This window comes from Martelella mediterranea (assembly GCF_004342225.1).
In the GTDB taxonomy this organism is placed as follows: domain Bacteria; phylum Pseudomonadota; class Alphaproteobacteria; order Rhizobiales; family Rhizobiaceae; genus Martelella; species Martelella mediterranea_B.
Genome location: NZ_SMAR01000013.1, coordinates 23,047 through 40,180, shown reverse-complemented (window position 1 = coordinate 40,180; position 17,134 = coordinate 23,047). Strand labels below are relative to the sequence as shown.

The window sequence follows — 17,134 nt, the reverse complement described above, 5'->3', positions numbered from 1 at the left end:
CATCCTCATCCGGGTCATGCCGGAAAAACTCCGGATTTCTTTCCGTATCCGCCGTCATACTCTGCGATCTGTTTGATGTTTGTTTTCCCGCAGTGTCTTCACGGCCTGCTTTTCCAACCGGCGAATCCAAATACGAGATGATAGTTTATGCAACAGATTGTGGCACAAATGCAACGGAAAGCATTGTGCCATTTGATTGTGACGGAACAGAAAACAACCCTAAGAGGACGATGCTGTGCCCCTTGAACTGCGGTAGACAGACACACCAAGCTCACGAATTTTCTTTCGAAGCGTGTTGCGATTGAGACCAAGAAGATCGGCAGCACGGATCTGGTTCCCCCGAGTTGCCGTCAATGCAGCGAGTATCAAGGGATATTCGACCTCATTTAAAACGCGCTCATAAAGCCCGGAGGGCGGAAGACTTTCACCAAAACTGGCAAAATAGCTCCGCATGTTTTCTTCCACGGCCTGCGCAATTGTCGGCGTTCCACTGCGTGTAGCCGCCGTTTCTGCCGGCGCCTCCGGTTGATCGGCCCTGAGCTCCTGCTCCACAATCTCACGGGTCATGACATCCTGAGGGTAAAGCGCCATCAGCCGTCGAACCAGATTTTCGAGTTCGCGCACATTGCCCGGCCACGGATATGACTTCATTACATCCAAAGCACCCTGCTCAAAGCGCTTGCCGCCAAGCCCCTCTGTTTCCCCCTCCTGCACGAAGTGACGCACGAGATCGCCGATATCCTCGGCACGTTCACGCAGAGGCGGCAGCCGCAGAGGCACGACATTCAGCCGGTAAAACAGGTCTTCACGGAAGAGTCCTTGGTGGATGGATTGCTTGAGATCTTTATTGGTCGCGGCGACGATCCGCACATCGGTTCGAATGGGCGTGCGCCCGCCAACGGTGGTGTATTCCCCCTGCTGAAGCACGCGCAGGAGACGGGTCTGCGCATCCATTGGCATATCACCGATCTCATCAAGGAAAAGCGTGCCGCCTTCAGCCTGCTCGAAACGACCGGTTGAGCGGGTCTGCGCCCCGGTAAAGGCGCCCTTTTCGTGTCCGAAAAGCTCCGACTCAATCAGATCCCGTGGAATAGCGGCCATATTGATCGCCACAAACGGCCCGTTGCGGCGCTTGCCGTAATCATGCAAAGCGCGGGCGACCAGCTCCTTGCCCGTACCCGATTCCCCGGTGATCATCAGCGTCAGATCCGTCTGCATCAAACGGGCGAGAACGCGGTAAATCTCCTGCATTGCAGCCGAACGCCCCACCAGGGGCATGCCGTCCTGCATATCGTCACCGAGCTGCGCAGGCTTGCGCTTCGGCTCGGAAAGTGCACGCCCGACAATGCCGATCAGCTCTGTCAGATCGAAGGGCTTTGGAAGATAGTCGTAAGCACCCTTCTCCGAGGCCTTAACCGCCGTCATAAACGTATTCTGCGCACTCATAACGATAACCGGCAGATCCGGGCGAGATTTCTTTATACGCGGCAGAAGATCGAAAGCGTTTTCATCAGGCATGACGACATCGGTCAGCACAAGATCGCCATCACCGGAGGAAACCCAGCGCCAGAGTGTAGCTGCATTGGCGGTGATACGGACATCGTAGCCTGCGCGGCTGAGTGCCTGATTGAGCACTGTACGGATTGCTGCATCATCGTCGGCGACAAGAATGGTGGCTGTCATTGTTCTTTTCCTGACTTTTCATCCATCTGCGCGGAAGGCATAGCCGCGACATCTTTCGAGACCGGCATGAGAATTCTGAACGTTGTGCGGCCACTGGCACTGTCACATTCGACAATACCGCCATGTCCACCAATGATCTTGGCAACAAGCGCAAGCCCAAGACCGGTTCCGTTCGGCTTTGTCGTGATAAAGGGGTCAAAAAGATGCGACATCAGGTCCTGAGGCACGCCCGGCCCATTGTCGTGGACGCAAAATTCAAGCGGCAGAGAAATTTTCTCCTGACTGCCGGCAACAGACATGCGCATGCCGGGCCGGTATGCCGAGGTCAGCACAATCTCTCCGTCGGGCCGGTCGGAAACCGCCTCCGAGGCATTTTTGATCAGGTTGAGAAACACCTGCACAAGCTGATCGCGATTGGCGAAAATCAGCGGCAGTGAAGGGTCATATTCTTCCGAAATCCTGATATTTCGTGCAAACCCGGCCTTCGCAACCGCCTTAACGTGGTCGAGAACCGAATGGATATTAAGTGGAACGCGGTCAATCGGCCGTTCATCGGAGAAGACTTCCATACGATCCACAAGCGACACGATCCGGTCCGACTCATCGCAGATCAGACGTGTAAGCGCCCGATCCTCATCACTGGCATTGGTTTCAAGAAGCTGCGCTGCACCACGAATGCCGGAGAGCGGATTTTTAATTTCATGCGCGAGCATCGAGGCCAGCCCGGTGACGGAGCGCGCAGCCGCCCTGTGAACGAGCTGGCGGTCAATCTTGTCGGCCATGGAACGGACCTGAAGAACAAGCACGACAGAGCCTTCATCACCAACAGGTGCGACATAGATATCGACCAGCTTTTCCTGGCCCAGTTTTGGCGACGACAAGTCGACCCTGTATTCATTCACAGGTGCGCGACGTTTGCGAACCTGATCGATCAGCGAAAGCAGAGGGCTGTCATAAGGAATGAACTGTTCAAGGGTTTTGCGCGCGAGATGCGCAGCACTTGAACCGAAGAAAACTTCGGCCTCCCAGTTTGAATAGGAAATCAGCCCTTCATGATCGATGAGAACCACCGGATTCTGAATGGCGTTCAATACCTCGAGCGCTACCGATTCGGCAGGCAAGCGCGCCTGACCGATCCCTTTTGGCGTTTTCATGCCGCTTCTTTCTCTGTTTTATATAATGCGCGTTGAAGGATAGCTGAAAAGCGTCTCAGTGCTTCATTTGGAACGGTTTCGGTCATCAGAGCCGCTCTTGCATCTGGCTCTGCATTGGGAGCAAGTTCCTCCATATACCAACCGAGATGTTTTCTTGCATGCCGCACACCAACTTCCGCACCATAAAAAGACAAAATCATTTCATAGTGTTCCAGAGCAATATTGATCTTCTCGGCACTAGTGGGCTCTATCGCCCCTGCCAGCACACCGACATGCCACGGTCGCCCCTGACAGGCTCTGCCAACCATTACCGCGTCAATACCGCTTTTCCCCAGCAAAGTGCTCACATCCTGATTACGCGCAATATCGCCATTGGCAATGAAAGGAACCGTAATTTTCTCCGCCACGCGATGAACAGCATCCCAGTTCGCTCTGCCCTTGTAAAACTGCATTCGTGTCCGGCCATGAACCGTTATGGCCTGCGCGCCGGCCTCCTGAGCGGCGAAGGCCAGTTCGGCTGCGTTGAGGGACTGCTCATCCCAACCGAGTCGCATTTTTACCGTAACCGGAATGTCGACCGCCTTCACAGTCGCCTCAATAATCGCAAGTGCGCGTTCCGGCTCGCGCATGAGCGCGGACCCCGTATAGCCGCCAACAACCTTCTTGGCCGGGCATCCCATATTGATATCGATGATATCCGCACCATTATCTGCCGCAATGCGCGCTGCATCTGCCATAACCTCAGGATCACGTCCGGCAAGCTGAACCATGTGCGGCTTCAAACCGGCTCCTTTCAGGCGCGACCAGCTTTCCGCAACATTAAATGTCAACTCACGACTGGCGATCATTTCAGTCACAACAAGACCAGCACCATGGCGCCACGCCAGTTGCCTGAACGGCAAATCCGTGACACCTGACATAGGCGCAAGAATAACACGATTCCGGATTGCCATCTCGCCGATGCAAAACGAATCCGATGATTTGAAAAGAGGCAAATGACTATCTTTCACGCAGCCCAGTACTTTGCCGTATTTTTAGACAAGTCCGTACGCGTTGCCAAGCAATTTCAGCCTGACGTTATAAAAATTAGGCAGATGCTGGAATTTTGGCAGAAACTGCGTAACGTCCCGCCACCCCTGAATCAAAAGACGAGACCTTGATCAGTCATGTATCAGAGCAAAAGCTTCAAGCCTGCAATCGTGATTGTCGCCGCCGGTCGGGGCGAGCGCGCGGGCGCACCGGAGGAAGGCCCGAAGCAGTACCGTCTGATTGGCGGAAAGCCTGTTATCACACATACAATCGCCCAGTTTTCTCGCTGGTCGGCGCCTGATGTCGTGGTTGTCATCCATCCCGATGATGAAAACCTTTTCGGCGAAGCTCTTGCGAAAGTTCCTGATGCAAAGAATATCCGTTTTGTTCACGGCGGGGCAACGCGCCAGCAATCTGTTCTCGCCGGCCTGTCGGCACTCGAAGACACCCACCCCAGCCACGTTCTCATCCATGATGCCGTCAGACCGTTCTTCGATCTCGCGCTCCTGGATCGGATTGCTGACGCCCTTAAGGCCGGTGCTCAGGCGGTACTCCCGGCTATCGCTGTAGCTGATACTCTAAAAAAGGCAGACACAAACCAGTTCGTAGCCGATACTGTATCGCGAACTGGGCTCTATGCTGCGCAAACACCGCAGGCTTTCGCATTTGAACCGATCATCACAGCGCATCGAAAAGCGGTTGAAGAAGGCCGGACGGACTTCACCGACGATGCCGGCATTGCCGAATGGGCTGGCATGCCAGTCAGACTGGTTGAAGGGCTCGCGGACAATGTCAAACTGACCTTGAAACGGGACATCGCCATGGCCGACGAAAAACTCTCCAGAAACCTCGTAGCGGATATCAGAACCGGTAACGGCTATGATGTGCATAAGCTTGTACCGGGCGATGGCGTCACGCTGTGCGGCGTTTTCATTCCGCATAACATGATGCTTTCAGGCCATTCAGACGCCGACGTAGCCATGCATGCGCTGACAGACGCCCTGCTGGCGACGTGTGGCGAAGGCGACATTGGCGACCATTTCCCGCCATCCGATCCACAATGGCGCGGCGCGGCCTCGAACATATTTCTGGCCCATGCAGCCGCCATTGTCCGCGAAAAAGGCGGCGTCATTCTCAATGCCGATGTCAGCCTGATCGCAGAAGCCCCCAAAATTGGGCCTCATCGCCTCGCGATGCGCGAAAGCCTGTCACATTGTCTGAAAATCGACATGGCGCGATGCTCTGTAAAAGCGACAACGAATGAAACAATCGGCTTCGTCGGACGGGGCGAAGGTATAGCCGCCATTGCAACCGCGACGGTCAGTTATGGAGTTATTTCATGAGCATTCTTGATCCCGATCTCGAAGAACGTTCACGCACGCTCGTTGAATATTGCACGCGCACCGGCCAATCGATCGTTACCGCGGAATCGTGCACTGGTGGCCTGATAGCAGCAGCACTGACGGAAATTGCCGGTGCCTCCGCCGTTGTCGACCGGGGCTTCGTCACTTACTCGAATGAAGCAAAAATGGAAATGCTGGGCGTTCGGCCCGACACGCTTGAAGATTTCGGTGCGGTCTCGCGAGAAACGGCCTTGCAGATGGCTTCCGGCGCATTGTGGCGTTCAAATGCCCACCTTTCTGTCGCCGTCACCGGTATCGCAGGTCCATCCGGCGGATCAGAGGAAAAACCAATTGGTCTGGTTCATCTTGTCGCCCGTAATCGGGCCGGAAAGGTTCATCATATAGAGAGTCGGTATGGCGATATCGGTCGCGCTGCAATCCGCAGGGCAACAGTCAGAACCGCACTTGGCATGCTGGAAGGTCTGGCTCAGGCGTAAATACTGTCGGCGCGGGCTTCAAATGCCTCGGCAAATTTGCGAAATGCACGATCAAACATCGATCCCATCATCGCCCCCAGAATGCGATTTTTGAACTCGTAGTTGATATAAAAAGCAACATCGCAGGCGCCCTCGCCTGCCGGGTCAAAACGCCAGTGGTTTTCGAGGAAGCGGAACGGACCATCGACATATTTGACGTCGATTTTCCGCTCCTCGCGGTTCAGAAGAACCTGTGTGGTAAAACTCTCGCGAATACCTTTATAGCCAACAGTCATGTCGGCGATCAGCAGTGTCTTGCCATTTTGTTCACGACTGGAACGGACAGACAGGGCTTCGCAGAGCGGGAGAAAATCCGGATACTGCTCGATATCGGCAACGAGATCGAACATGCGCTCGGCAGAATGGTTCACGTGGCGGGTTGTCTTAAACTCAGGCATAATTGTCAGCTAATAGTCCCGCTCGAGAAGTGCAAGCAATTCATTGTTCTCGGCATAGGATTTCAACACGCAAACGGGAATGTCATTGCCGGATTGCATCAGCAGCTGCTCAACGCGCGGCGCTTCCTTTTGCTCAAACGTCCACACGTAGCGCAGGAAGTTCAGATTGAGACGTTCCGGACATCCTTCCGCCATTTCCGGTCGGGACGTGCCTGCATAGCGGAAACGACGTTTCACGATCCCGGCGAGCGAAATCCGGCGCGGCGGACGCGGCCACAAGACGAGTTCGGCCTGCGCCAGCCGGATCGGCAGGGTGCCGGGACTGGTGCCATCGATCATCCATGCAGGGCGCTTTACCGCCTCTTCCATGAGTCTTACGATTTCGGTCCGGTCGCGCATTTTCCAGCCCGGCAACCAGAAGAAATCGCGATCCATCGAAATATAGGGAATATCACGGCGTGTGGCGATTGCGCGGGCGAGCGTCGACTTGCCGCTGCCTGAGCAGCCGATGACAAGAATGCGCCGCGCCGTTTTCAGCCGCGTGGCCGCGTCGGCGATATCGATCATATTCATGGAACATCCCCCGTTCGAAAGGACGGGGGATATAACCTGCCGGCTTTCAGTCAGGCAAGCCTTATTCTGCGGCAATCTGTGCCAGTTTCTTGGCGCGGTTTTCCTGCAGTTTCGCAAAGTCATCGCCAGCATGGTGTGATGAACGCGTCAGAGGGCTGGACGAAACCATCAGGAAGCCCTTGGTATAGGCGACCGTCTCATAGGATTTGAATTCGTCTGGCGTAACAAACTTCACCACCCGGTGATGCTTGCGGGTCGGCTGCAGATACTGGCCAATCGTCAGGAAATCGACGTCAGCCGTTCTCAGATCATCCATCAGCTGAAGAACTTCGTTCCGCTCCTCGCCGAGGCCGACCATGATGCCGGACTTGGTGAACATGTTCGGATCAAGTTCCTTCACGCGCTGAAGAAGCCGGATGGAGTGGAAATAACGCGCACCGGGACGAACCGTCAGATAGTTCGACGGCACAGTCTCAAGGTTATGGTTGAACACATCCGGCCGAGCGGCAACCACACGTTCCAGTGCACCGGGTTTGCGCAGAAAGTCAGGGGTCAACACCTCGATTGTGGTCGAGGGTGATGCTGCGCGAATCGCAAAGATCACTTTCTCGAAGTGCTCTGCACCGCCATCTGCCAGATCGTCACGGTCAACCGACGTAATGACGACATGCTGCAACCCCATCTGGCTGACAGCCTTGCCGATATTTTCAGGCTCATTCGGGTCCAGCGCTCCGGGCTTGCCGGTCGCGACATTACAGAAGGCACAGGCGCGGGTGCAGATCTCACCCATAATCATGAACGAGGCGTGCTTCTTGTCCCAGCATTCGCCGACATTCGGACAACCCGCTTCCTCACAAACCGTGACCAGCTTGTTTTCTTTAACAATGCCGCGCGTCTCCTGATATCCCCTGGAGGTTGGCGCCTTGACGCGAATCCAGTCGGGCTTACGCATCACCTCGGTATCGGGCCTGTGTGCCTTCTCCGGGTGGCGAACGCGCTTGGCGGGCTGATTGGTGGTATCGAGAAGCGTAACCATGTTGCTTTCCTGAAAATGTGGCCGGACACAACGCCCGACCAGCGATTTCAATAACCGTTTACCGGCGGACTAAACGACCGACAAAAATCAGGATGACCGCACCGATGAAGCCGGTGATCAGATAGGCGAGCCAACCGCCACTGACATAGACGCCAAATACGTTGAGAATGGCATTTGCGACAATCGAGCCGACAATGCCGAGAATGATGTTCATGATAATTCCCATATTGGACTTCATGAACTGCTCTGCCAGCCAGCCGGCGACACCACCGACGATGATCGCCGTAATCCAACCTACACCCATTTCAACGTCTCCCTTGTTGAAGCAATATCGTGCGGACCCTCTCAGCCCGCACGCTGCATTCTAGAGCAATCAGGCGTTCAGTGCACGTCCATAGGCATCAAGCACACTTTCCTTCATCATTTCGGAAAGGGTAGGATGCGGGAAGATGGTGTGCATCAGCTCTTCTTCGGTGGTCTCCAGATTCATGGCAACCACAAAACCTTCAATCAGCTCGGTCACTTCGGCACCCACCATATGAGCACCGAGCAGTTCACCGGTCTTCTTGTCGAAGATCGTCTTGACCATGCCCTGATCATCGCCCAGAGCCACGGCCTTGCCATTTGCGGCATAGGAGAAACGGCCGACGCGGATATCGCGCCCGGCTTCTTTCGCCTTCGCCTCAGTCAGGCCGACAGAAGCCACCTGCGGGTGACAATAGGTGCAGCCAGGCACTTTGCTCTTATCGAGTGGATGAACGTTCGGCTGACCGGCAATCTTTTCGACGCAGATGACAGCTTCATGCTCAGCCTTATGCGCCAGCATCGGCGGTCCGGCGACATCACCGATGGCATAGATGCCCTCAACATTCGTACGGCAGTATTCGTCGATGACAATGCAGCCGCGATCGGTTTTGATGCCAAGGTTCTCAAGGCCGATATTCTCGATATTCCCCTGAACCCCGACAGCCGAGATCATCCGGTCAGCCGTGATCTTCTCGACCTTTCCGTCTTTCTTCTCGACATGCGCTGTAATCGAGTCCGATCCCTTCTCGACCTTGGCGACCTTGGACTCCAGCATGATCTTGATGCCACGCTTTTCCAGACGCTTCTGGGCGAATTTCGAGATCTCAGCATCCTCGACAGGCATAACCTGTTTCATGACCTCAACAACCGTTACATCGACGCCGAGGGAACGGTAGAAGGATGCAAACTCAATTCCAATTGCACCGGATCCCATGACAAGCAGCGACTTGGGCAGCTTTGCCGGTTTCAGTGCTTCGAAATAGGTCCATATCAATTTGCCATCCGGCTCTATACCCGGCAGGGCACGCGGGCGTGCACCGGTTGCCACGATGATGTGCTTGGCCTTGTATGCCCCTGCACCCAGAGCATTCTTCGGTTTCGGGCCCTGCGGCTCAACGATCTTCTTTTTGGTCTCAGCGACTGAAATCTCACCGGGTTTGGTCAGCGTCGCCTCGCCCCAGATAATGTCGACCTTGTTTTTCTTCATCAAAAAGCTCACGCCGCCGTTCATGCGCTCGGCAATGCCGCGCGAACGCTTGACGATTGCATCAAGGTCAGCCTTGATCTGACCTTCAATCGAAAGACCGAAATCCTTGGCATTTTCCGCGAAATCCATAATCTCTGCGGAGCGCAGCAGAGCTTTGGTCGGAATACAGCCCCAGTTGGAGCAGATGCCGGCCATGTGCTCACGCTCGACCACAGCCGTTTTATAACCCAGCTGCGCGGCACGAATGGCGGCAATATAACCACCGGGGCCAGCACCAACGACAATTACATCATAATTCTGAGACACGGGACTTATCTCCTTCGCAAGGTGCCGGTCACTTTCCGGCTTCAGGGGTACGCTGATGAAAGCGTTTCACACCCCGCAAATTTCAACCTCAAGCCACCCAACTACAGCACGGATTTTCCCGGTACAGTAAATTGGCTGACACAATAAAAAGCGCAGGCTTCAAAGCCCGAGCATCATTCTGGCAACAGGCTCCATTCCGCGGCCAAGCGCGCGGGTCTGTTCAGCATCCAGATGAACACCGTCAACCGGACTGGCATGTGAAACCGAGGCGGCGTCAAAAAAGCCACAGCCCGATTGGTCGGCAAGTTCACTGTAAAACACCGACAACATCCGCGACTGTTCCACCACGCCCGGCATAAATGCCATGCTGCTGTCATCAGCCGTCTCGACGATATGCGGTGGCGAGACCACCAGGATTTCAGGAGCTTCATGGTCAAACGGCCATGGATGATGTTTCACGATTTCAACCAGGCGTTTGAGACCCCGGCTGGCGGCGAACGCGTCGCCGCCGGTCCAGGGCTTCAGATCATTTGTGCCAAGCATGACAATCAACAAATCAACCGGCGTATGCGAATCCAGCAATGTCGGCAGTATACGCACACCATTGCGGTCTGACACAGAAGTATGATCGTCATAAGCCGTCGTCCGGCCACTCAGTCCTTCAGCGACCACATGAACATCCGGCCCGAGTGCTTTCTGCAATGCCATGGGCCAGCGATCCCCATGAGCATGCCGGCCGTTGCCGGCCGGGTCATGCCCAAAGGTGAGAGAATCGCCAAAGCAAAGCACTGTTTTCATGACATCGCTCCGACGCTGATACTACACCAGCATAGACATCGGGTTTTCGATATAACCCTTGAAGGCTGCCAGAACCTGAGCCGCCAGCGCACCGTCGACGCAACGATGGTCCGTTGAAAGCGTCACCGACATCATTGTGGCAATCGTCAGCTCATCATTCTTCACAACCGGACGCTTCTCACCTGCCCCAACGGCAAGGATCGAGGCATGCGGCGGGTTCACGACGGCTGCGAAGTCCTTGACACCCATCATGCCCATATTGGAAACGGCTGTCGTACCGCCCTGATATTCCTCAGGCTTGAGCTTCTTTTCCTTCGCACGCTTGCCCATGTCCTTCATCTCATTGGAGATGACGGAAAGCGGCTTTTCTTCGGCCTTACGGATAATCGGAGTGATCAGTCCACCAGGAATAGACACGGCAACGCCGACATCAACATGGTGATGAACGACCATATTGCTGTCTGTCCAGGAAACGTTTGCTTCCGGAACATCACGCAGCGCAAGCGCCATTGCCTTGATCACCATGTCGTTGACAGAGAGCTTGTAGGCAGGCTTGTCATCACGCACGGGAGCCGCCTTGTTGAGCTGCGAACGCAACCCCAGGAGTGCATCCAGCTCGACATCAACGGTGACGTAGAAGTGCGGAATGCTCTGCTTGGATTCCTGCAGCCGCTTGGCAATCGTCTTGCGCATACCGTCATGCGGCACGAGGTCATACGATCCTTCCTCAAACAGCTTGAGAACGGCGTCGTCCGATGCGGCCTTTTGCGGAGCCGCAGCAGCCTCAGGCGTTGCAGCTTCTGCCTGCGATCCGGCTTTACCCACACCTTCGGACTGGGCCTTTTCGATGTCGCGCTTGACGATACGGCCATGCGGACCCGAACCGGAAAGCGCGGTCAGATCCAGACCAGCCTCCTTGGCCAGACGCCGTGCCAGTGGCGACGCGAAGACACGACCGCCCTTGGCTTCAGGTGCTGCCGGAGCAGATGGCTGCGGCACGGGCTTGTCAGACGATGGCACAGGAGCCTTGGCTGGCTCCTCCGCCTTGGCCTCATCCTTTGCAGGCGCACTTTCTTCTGCTGCAGGTGCATCGCCACCATCAGCCGCCTTGGCAGCCTCAGCCACATCTTCGCCCTCTTCAGCGAGAACGGCAATCAAAGCATTGACCTTAACCGCCTGCGTTCCATCCGGAACAACGATCTTGGCGACTGTGCCCTCATCGACCGCTTCAACTTCCATCGTCGCTTTATCGGTCTCGATTTCGGCAATAACATCACCGGCGGAAACGGAATCACCTTCCTTTACCAGCCATTTGGATAGATTGCCCTCTTCCATGGTCGGCGACAGCGCCGGCATCGTGATCTTGATCGGCATGGATCGCCTCCCTTACTTGTAGCAAACGGCTTTAACCGCATCGATGACTTCATCGACGTTCGGCAGAGCCAGCTTTTCGAGGTTCGCGGCGTAAGGCATCGGAACATCCTTACCAGCGATCGTCAGGATCGGGGCATCGAGATAATCGAATGCCTGCTGCATGACGCGCGTTGCAATCTCGGTACCGACGGAGGACTGCGGGAAGCCTTCCTCGACAGTGACCAGACGTCCGGTCTTCTTCACCGATTCAATAACGGTGGGGATATCCATCGGGCGGATCGTGCGCAGATCGATAACCTCAACGTCAATGCCTTCGCCAGCCAGCTTTTCAGCAGCTTCGACAGCGTAGGTCATACCAATGCCGAACGAAACGATGGTGGCATCGTTACCCGTCTTGTGAACGCGAGCCTTGCCGATTGGCAGAACGAAATCGTCCATTTTCGGCACATCGAATTTGTGACCGTAAAGGATTTCGTTTTCGAGGAAAATCACCGGGTTCGGGTCACGAATAGCGGCCTTCAGAAGGCCTTTTGCGTCAGCAGCCGTATAAGGCATGACAACTTTAAGGCCGGGCACATGGCTGTACCAAGCAGCATAGCACTGCGAATGCTGGGCTGCCACGCGGGCTGCGGCACCATTGGGGCCACGGAACACAATCGACGATTCCATTTGTCCGCCGGACATATAGTGCGTCTTGGCAGCCGAGTTGATGATCTGGTCCATCGCCTGCATGGCGAAGTTGAAGGTCATGAACTCTACGACCGGCTTCAGACCGGCAAGCGCAGCACCAACGGCAACGCCGGTGAAGCCATGTTCAGTAATCGGCGTATCTACGACACGCTTCGGACCGAATTCCTTCAGAAGACCCTGCGTGATTTTGTAGGCGCCCTCATATTCGGCAACCTCTTCACCCATAACGAAGACGTCGTTGTCTGAACGCATTTCTTCGGCCATAGCATCCCGAAGCGCTTCACGCACCGTGGTGGAAACCATCTCGGTTCCTTCCGGGATATCCGGATCAGATGCAGGCTCTACGGCCTTTGGCTGGGCAGGCGCTGCTTCAGGAGATGCCTGAGGCTTTTCTTCCTGAGCCACTTCCGGCGCTGGTGTCTCTTTCGGCGCTTTCGTGGCTGAAGCGTCTATGTCGTCAGCGCTCTCGCCTTCTTCAAGAAGCACAGCAATCGGCGTATTAACCTTCACGCCCTGTGCACCTTCTTCAACAAGAATCTTGCCGAGCGTACCTTCGTCAACGGCTTCGACTTCCATCGTCGCCTTATCGGTCTCGATCTCGGCCAGGACGTCACCGGCAGATACGGTATCGCCTTCTTTTTTGAGCCACTTGGAAAGATTGCCCTCTTCCATGGTCGGAGAGAGAGCCGGCATAAGGATATTGGTAGGCATGTATGTCCCTCCCCGTCTTAGCGCAGAATGTCAGTGTAAAGTTCGGACGGATCCGGCTCCGGATCGGTCTGGGCGAAATCGGCAGCGTCGGAGATAATGCTACGAACATCCTTGTCGATGGTCTTCAGCTCATCTTCGCTGGCCCATTTCTTGTCCAGAATCCGTTTACGGACCTGCTCAATCGGGTCATGCTCGGAGCGCATCTTCTGCACCTCGTCCTTGCTGCGATATTTCGCCGGGTCGGACATGGAGTGGCCGCGATAGCGATAGGTCTGCATTTCGAGAATGATCGGGCCCTTGCCAGATCGAGCGTGCTCTTCGGCTTCTTCTGCAGCAGCCTTGACCGCACGAACATCCATACCGTCGACCTGAAAGCCGGGAATACCGAATGAACTGCCGCGCTTGGAGAAGTCCGTCTCAGCGGACGAACGGGCAACCGACGTACCCATGGCATAGCGGTTATTTTCAACAACATAGACAACCGGCAGCTTCCAGAGCTGGGCCATATTGAAGCTTTCGTAAACCTGACCCTGGTTGGCTGCGCCATCGCCATAATAAACGACAGACACCTTGTCGTCACCGCGATACTGGTTGGCAAAAGCCAGACCTGTGCCAAGTGGCACCTGAGCGCCCACAATGCCATGACCGCCATAAAAGGCTTTCTCTTTCGAGAACATGTGCATTGAGCCGCCCTTGCCCTTGGAATAGCCGGACTGACGACCGGTAAGCTCAGCCATCACACCTTTGGAATCCATGCCCGTGGCAAGCATATGGCCATGGTCGCGGTAGCTGGTGATGATCTGGTCACCATCTTTCAGCGCCATTTGCATGCCAACGACGACGGCTTCCTGACCGATGTAAAGGTGACAGAAACCGCCGATGAAACCCATGCCGTAGAGTTGGCCCGCCTTCTCTTCAAATCGGCGAATCATGAGCATCTCGCGGAGCGCATGCATCTCCTGATCGCGATCAAACTCAACGATCCGGTTGTTATCTTCTTTTTTGGGTGATTTCCGTGAAGCGGACGCTTGCGACGCCATTCAAGTACCTCCTGTGGAAGGAAAGACGTTGATATGGCGGTCACAATAAGGAGTTTTATGTTACACGGCAATGCTAGATTTAACGCAAATATTACCACTCTAAGAGTCTGAAATTAATACGTAATATCGATATTACCGTGATTTCAGTTAATTAGAGATTTCTATCAAAAATCACGATTTCATCCGGCCTCAGAAGATTCAAGGCATACCGCGCCTGCTCATCAACAGCGTCCTTCATCAGGGACCCGTCGCTCAGCCGCTCAACCTTTTTTTCAAGCGCCTGACGCTCGCTCACAAGCTTTTCAAGCTTCCGTTCATTGATTTGGCGATGCTGTTCGAAATTCTTTGAGGCAATAAGACCGTAGTCGCCGTGAATCGAATGATAAATAAAGTAGCTCATGAAACACGCAGTGATAACCGGAACGACAAGTCGTCCGTAAATCCGCGATTTATGATGACGGGTCCACATGAAGCGATCCGATTAAATGACGCAATACCAATAAGAACGCAGAGTAACCGGATAACCTTAACCAAGGCTAAACCAAAAAAAGCCCGCGGCCATAAAGACCGCGGGCTCATAAAAAAGTCAGAAAATAACCTCAAGCCATTGAGGTTAAACCGTTATCAGACTTTGAGGATCGATTTACCAGCGTAAACCGCCTGCGCACCCAGCTCTTCCTCAATACGGATCAGCTGATTGTACTTGGCAAGACGGTCGGAGCGCGACAACGATCCGGTTTTGATCTGGCCGCAATTGGTCGCAACAGCAAGATCAGCGATCGTGGAATCTTCGGTTTCGCCGGATCGGTGCGACATAACGTTGGTGTAACCGGCCTTATGCGCAGTTTCGACCGCGTCGAGAGTTTCGGTCAGCGAGCCGATCTGGTTGACCTTGACCAGCAGCGAGTTGGCAACGCCCATCTTGATGCCATCTTTCAGGCGCTGTGTATTGGTCACGAAAAGATCATCACCGACGAGTTGGCATTTGTTGCCGATCGTGGCGGTCAGCTCTTTCCAGCCTTCCCAATCGTCTTCAGCCAGACCATCTTCGATGGAGAAGATCGGGTATTTGCTGATCAGGTCTGCAAGATAGGCAACCATACCGGAAGAATCGAGCGTCTTACCTTCGCCTTCCATGACGTATTTGCCATCCTTGTAGAATTCCGTCGAAGCAGCGTCCATCGCCAGATAGATGTCCTCACCCGGACGATAACCAGCCTTTTCAATCGACTTCATAACAAAATCGAGTGCCGAGATCGTGCTGTCGAGCGCAGGCGCAAAGCCGCCTTCATCGCCGATTGCGGTGTTAAAGCCGGCAGCCGAAAGCTCTTTCTTGAGCGTGTGGAAAATCTCAGAGCCCATGCGAACCGCGTCGCGCATGGTTTCTGCGCCCATCGGCATGATCATGAACTCCTGAAAGTCGATCGGATTGTCCGCGTGCTCACCACCATTCACGATGTTCATCATCGGAACAGGCAGGAGGTGGGCGAACGTGCCGCCAACATAACGGTAAAGCGGAAGACCGCTGGCCGAGGCTGCAGCTTTGGCGGAGGCAAGCGAAACACCGAGGATGGCGTTGGCGCCAAGACGTCCTTTGTTCGGCGTACCGTCCAGTTCCAGCATGGCCTTGTCGATTTCCATCTGGTTTTCGACATCCATACCAACGATTGTTTCCATGATTTCGGTGTTGACTGCATTCACAGCCTTCTCAACACCCTTGCCGAGATAGCGCTCTCCGCCGTCGCGAAGCTCGACAGCTTCATGCGCGCCCGTCGAAGCGCCCGATGGTACAGCGGCGCGGCCAATGCTTCCGTCTTCCAGGTACACATCGACTTCGACCGTAGGATTACCACGGCTGTCAAGAATTTCACGGGCGAGAATATCGGTGATTGTCGTCATATTTGTTTACCTGTCGACTTTTTTCTTAATCAGAGGAACCGCGTCAAAGCGGTGAAACTGTGATTGCGCAATAGTGGCTTGGGTAACACTAAAGCACTGCGAAGAAACGCATAATGCACATTATCCACCAGTACTATGACGAATGAAAGATTTTTGTCTGTCCTGGGCGAAAATCCCCCGTTATCGCCGTCCAATTGAAGCATTTTGAACTTATCCGGCCTTTGCGACTGCGTCAAAAGCCATCAGCTTGTCGAGCAGACGCGGCATCTCAGAAAGAGGCACCATATTCGGCCCATCCGACGGCGCATTGTCCGGATCTTCATGCGTTTCAATAAACACCCCGGCAACACCGACTGCAACCGCAGCACGCGCCAGCGTTTCAACAAACTCCCTCTGACCGCCTGAAGAGCCACCCTGCCCTCCGGGCTGCTGAACCGAATGAGTGGCATCGAAAATCACAGGGGCACCCGTTCCAGCCATAATCGGCAGCGAACGCATATCGGAGACCAGCGTATTATACCCGAAAGAGGCCCCTCGCTCACAAAGCAGAACATTTGGGTTGCCACTATCAACAATCTTGGCGAGGACGTTCTTCATATCCCATGGTGCCAGAAACTGCCCCTTCTTTACGTTGATGACGCGACCGGTTCTGGCTGCCGCAATGAGAAGATCCGTCTGACGGCACAAAAATGCCGGAATCTGCAGAACATCCACGACATCTGCCACCTCCGCACACTGCTTTTCGTTATGGACGTCAGTCAGAACAGGAAATCCAAACGCTTTCTTCAGATCCGAAAAGACCTCCATGGCCTTATCAAGCCCCATACCGCGCTGGGCATTGAGTGAGGTCCGGTTCGCCTTGTCGAAGGAGGATTTGTAGACAAGAGACACACCAGCCTGCTCGCAGATCTCCTTAAGTCTGCCAGCCACCATAAAGGCATGATCCCGGCTTTCCATCTGGCAGGGTCCGGCAATCAGCGACAGTTTTGCGGTATTGGCAAAGCTGACGCGGCCAGTGCCTTCACCAGCAATCACAGTTTGGTTCGTCATT

The 17,134-nt window shown here is 54.7% G+C and carries 17 protein-coding genes; 2 read left to right on the top strand and 15 right to left on the bottom strand.

Going from position 1 to position 17,134, the window contains the following annotated elements:
* Positions 1 to 219: 219 nt before the first annotated feature.
* The 3 genes from ntrC to dusB are packed head-to-tail and all read right to left on the bottom strand — an operon-like array spanning position 220 to position 3,790.
* Complete coding sequence (gene ntrC, locus EDC90_RS10265) at positions 220 to 1,683, bottom strand: nitrogen regulation protein NR(I) (protein ID WP_132311196.1); 1,464 nt, start codon at positions 1,681 to 1,683, stop codon at positions 220 to 222.
* Positions 1,680 to 2,837, bottom strand: coding sequence for a two-component system sensor histidine kinase NtrB (locus EDC90_RS10260; protein WP_132311194.1), 1,158 nt, complete (start codon positions 2,835 to 2,837; stop codon positions 1,680 to 1,682). Before EDC90_RS10260 ends, ntrC begins: the two co-directional genes overlap by 4 nt.
* The gene (gene dusB, locus EDC90_RS10255) at positions 2,834 to 3,790 is read right to left on the bottom strand and encodes a tRNA dihydrouridine synthase DusB (RefSeq protein WP_132311192.1); all 957 of its coding nucleotides are present in this window, start codon (positions 3,788 to 3,790) and stop codon (positions 2,834 to 2,836) included. Before dusB ends, EDC90_RS10260 begins: the two co-directional genes overlap by 4 nt.
* 213 nt (positions 3,791 to 4,003) lie before the next feature.
* Between dusB and EDC90_RS10250 the strand changes: the two genes are divergently transcribed.
* A complete protein-coding gene (locus EDC90_RS10250; protein ID WP_132311190.1) occupies positions 4,004 to 5,209 on the top strand; it encodes a bifunctional 2-C-methyl-D-erythritol 4-phosphate cytidylyltransferase/2-C-methyl-D-erythritol 2,4-cyclodiphosphate synthase in 1,206 nt (401 codons plus the stop codon).
* Positions 5,206 to 5,706 carry a CinA family protein gene (locus EDC90_RS10245; protein WP_132311188.1) on the top strand — a complete coding sequence of 167 codons (501 nt, stop codon included), beginning with the start codon at positions 5,206 to 5,208 and terminating at the stop codon, positions 5,704 to 5,706. Before EDC90_RS10250 ends, EDC90_RS10245 begins: the two co-directional genes overlap by 4 nt.
* Here the strand turns inward: EDC90_RS10245 and EDC90_RS10240 are convergent.
* The 12 genes from EDC90_RS10240 to kdsA form a co-directional block, all read right to left on the bottom strand.
* Complete coding sequence (locus tag EDC90_RS10240; protein WP_132311186.1) at positions 5,697 to 6,143, bottom strand: type II toxin-antitoxin system RatA family toxin; 447 nt, start codon at positions 6,141 to 6,143, stop codon at positions 5,697 to 5,699. The genes EDC90_RS10245 and EDC90_RS10240 overlap by 10 nt on opposite strands.
* Before the next feature lie 9 nt (positions 6,144 to 6,152).
* Positions 6,153 to 6,716 carry an AAA family ATPase gene (locus tag EDC90_RS10235; RefSeq protein ID WP_132311184.1) on the bottom strand — a complete coding sequence of 188 codons (564 nt, stop codon included), beginning with the start codon at positions 6,714 to 6,716 and terminating at the stop codon, positions 6,153 to 6,155.
* A gap of 61 nt (positions 6,717 to 6,777) precedes the next feature.
* Entirely contained in the window at positions 6,778 to 7,752 is a 975-nt protein-coding gene (lipA, locus tag EDC90_RS10230; RefSeq protein ID WP_132311182.1) for a lipoyl synthase, read from the bottom strand.
* Between the two features lie 58 nt (positions 7,753 to 7,810).
* Entirely contained in the window at positions 7,811 to 8,056 is a 246-nt protein-coding gene (locus EDC90_RS10225) for a GlsB/YeaQ/YmgE family stress response membrane protein (protein WP_132311180.1), read from the bottom strand.
* 69 nt (positions 8,057 to 8,125) lie between these two features.
* Entirely contained in the window at positions 8,126 to 9,571 is a 1,446-nt protein-coding gene (gene lpdA / locus EDC90_RS10220) for a dihydrolipoyl dehydrogenase (protein ID WP_132311178.1), read from the bottom strand.
* A 159-nt stretch (positions 9,572 to 9,730) separates the two neighbouring features.
* Positions 9,731 to 10,369 (bottom strand): SGNH/GDSL hydrolase family protein, encoded by a 639-nt coding sequence (locus EDC90_RS10215; RefSeq protein ID WP_132311176.1) that lies wholly within the window; start codon positions 10,367 to 10,369, stop codon positions 9,731 to 9,733.
* Positions 10,370 to 10,390: 21 nt separating this feature from the next.
* Positions 10,391 to 11,743 (bottom strand): pyruvate dehydrogenase complex dihydrolipoamide acetyltransferase, encoded by a 1,353-nt coding sequence (locus EDC90_RS10210; RefSeq protein WP_132311174.1) that lies wholly within the window; start codon positions 11,741 to 11,743, stop codon positions 10,391 to 10,393.
* A gap of 12 nt (positions 11,744 to 11,755) precedes the next feature.
* Positions 11,756 to 13,144, bottom strand: a complete 1,389-nt coding sequence (locus EDC90_RS10205) for a pyruvate dehydrogenase complex E1 component subunit beta (protein WP_132311172.1) — start codon at positions 13,142 to 13,144, stop codon at positions 11,756 to 11,758.
* Between the two features lie 17 nt (positions 13,145 to 13,161).
* Positions 13,162 to 14,184 (bottom strand): pyruvate dehydrogenase (acetyl-transferring) E1 component subunit alpha, encoded by a 1,023-nt coding sequence (gene pdhA / locus EDC90_RS10200; RefSeq protein ID WP_132311170.1) that lies wholly within the window; start codon positions 14,182 to 14,184, stop codon positions 13,162 to 13,164.
* A 151-nt stretch (positions 14,185 to 14,335) separates the two neighbouring features.
* Positions 14,336 to 14,653, bottom strand: a complete 318-nt coding sequence (locus tag EDC90_RS10195; protein WP_132311168.1) for an FtsB family cell division protein — start codon at positions 14,651 to 14,653, stop codon at positions 14,336 to 14,338.
* A gap of 155 nt (positions 14,654 to 14,808) precedes the next feature.
* Positions 14,809 to 16,083, bottom strand: a complete 1,275-nt coding sequence (gene eno / locus EDC90_RS10190) for a phosphopyruvate hydratase (protein ID WP_132311166.1) — start codon at positions 16,081 to 16,083, stop codon at positions 14,809 to 14,811.
* Between the two features lie 210 nt (positions 16,084 to 16,293).
* Complete coding sequence (gene kdsA, locus EDC90_RS10185) at positions 16,294 to 17,133, bottom strand: 3-deoxy-8-phosphooctulonate synthase (RefSeq protein ID WP_132311164.1); 840 nt, start codon at positions 17,131 to 17,133, stop codon at positions 16,294 to 16,296.
* Between the last annotated feature and the right edge of the window lies 1 nt (position 17,134).

What these genes read in the sequence shown, in the direction of transcription:
- ntrC (WP_132311196.1), bottom strand. Translation starts at nt 1,683, where the DNA reads ATGACAGCCACCATTCTTGTCGCCGACGATGATGCAGCAATCCGTACA.
- EDC90_RS10260 (WP_132311194.1), bottom strand. Translation starts at nt 2,837, where the DNA reads ATGAAAACGCCAAAAGGGATCGGTCAGGCGCGCTTGCCTGCCGAATCG.
- dusB (WP_132311192.1), bottom strand. Translation starts at nt 3,790, where the DNA reads ATGGCAATCCGGAATCGTGTTATTCTTGCGCCTATGTCAGGTGTCACG.
- EDC90_RS10250 (WP_132311190.1), top strand. Translation starts at nt 4,004, where the DNA reads ATGTATCAGAGCAAAAGCTTCAAGCCTGCAATCGTGATTGTCGCCGCC.
- EDC90_RS10245 (WP_132311188.1), top strand. Translation starts at nt 5,206, where the DNA reads ATGAGCATTCTTGATCCCGATCTCGAAGAACGTTCACGCACGCTCGTT.
- EDC90_RS10240 (WP_132311186.1), bottom strand. Translation starts at nt 6,143, where the DNA reads ATGCCTGAGTTTAAGACAACCCGCCACGTGAACCATTCTGCCGAGCGC.
- EDC90_RS10235 (WP_132311184.1), bottom strand. Translation starts at nt 6,716, where the DNA reads ATGAATATGATCGATATCGCCGACGCGGCCACGCGGCTGAAAACGGCG.
- lipA (WP_132311182.1), bottom strand. Translation starts at nt 7,752, where the DNA reads ATGGTTACGCTTCTCGATACCACCAATCAGCCCGCCAAGCGCGTTCGC.
- EDC90_RS10225 (WP_132311180.1), bottom strand. Translation starts at nt 8,056, where the DNA reads ATGGGTGTAGGTTGGATTACGGCGATCATCGTCGGTGGTGTCGCCGGC.
- EDC90_RS10215 (WP_132311176.1), bottom strand. Translation starts at nt 10,369, where the DNA reads ATGAAAACAGTGCTTTGCTTTGGCGATTCTCTCACCTTTGGGCATGAC.
- EDC90_RS10210 (WP_132311174.1), bottom strand. Translation starts at nt 11,743, where the DNA reads ATGCCGATCAAGATCACGATGCCGGCGCTGTCGCCGACCATGGAAGAG.
- EDC90_RS10205 (WP_132311172.1), bottom strand. Translation starts at nt 13,144, where the DNA reads ATGCCTACCAATATCCTTATGCCGGCTCTCTCTCCGACCATGGAAGAG.
- pdhA (WP_132311170.1), bottom strand. Translation starts at nt 14,184, where the DNA reads ATGGCGTCGCAAGCGTCCGCTTCACGGAAATCACCCAAAAAAGAAGAT.
- EDC90_RS10195 (WP_132311168.1), bottom strand. Translation starts at nt 14,653, where the DNA reads ATGTGGACCCGTCATCATAAATCGCGGATTTACGGACGACTTGTCGTT.
- eno (WP_132311166.1), bottom strand. Translation starts at nt 16,083, where the DNA reads ATGACGACAATCACCGATATTCTCGCCCGTGAAATTCTTGACAGCCGT.
- kdsA (WP_132311164.1), bottom strand. Translation starts at nt 17,133, where the DNA reads ATGACGAACCAAACTGTGATTGCTGGTGAAGGCACTGGCCGCGTCAGC.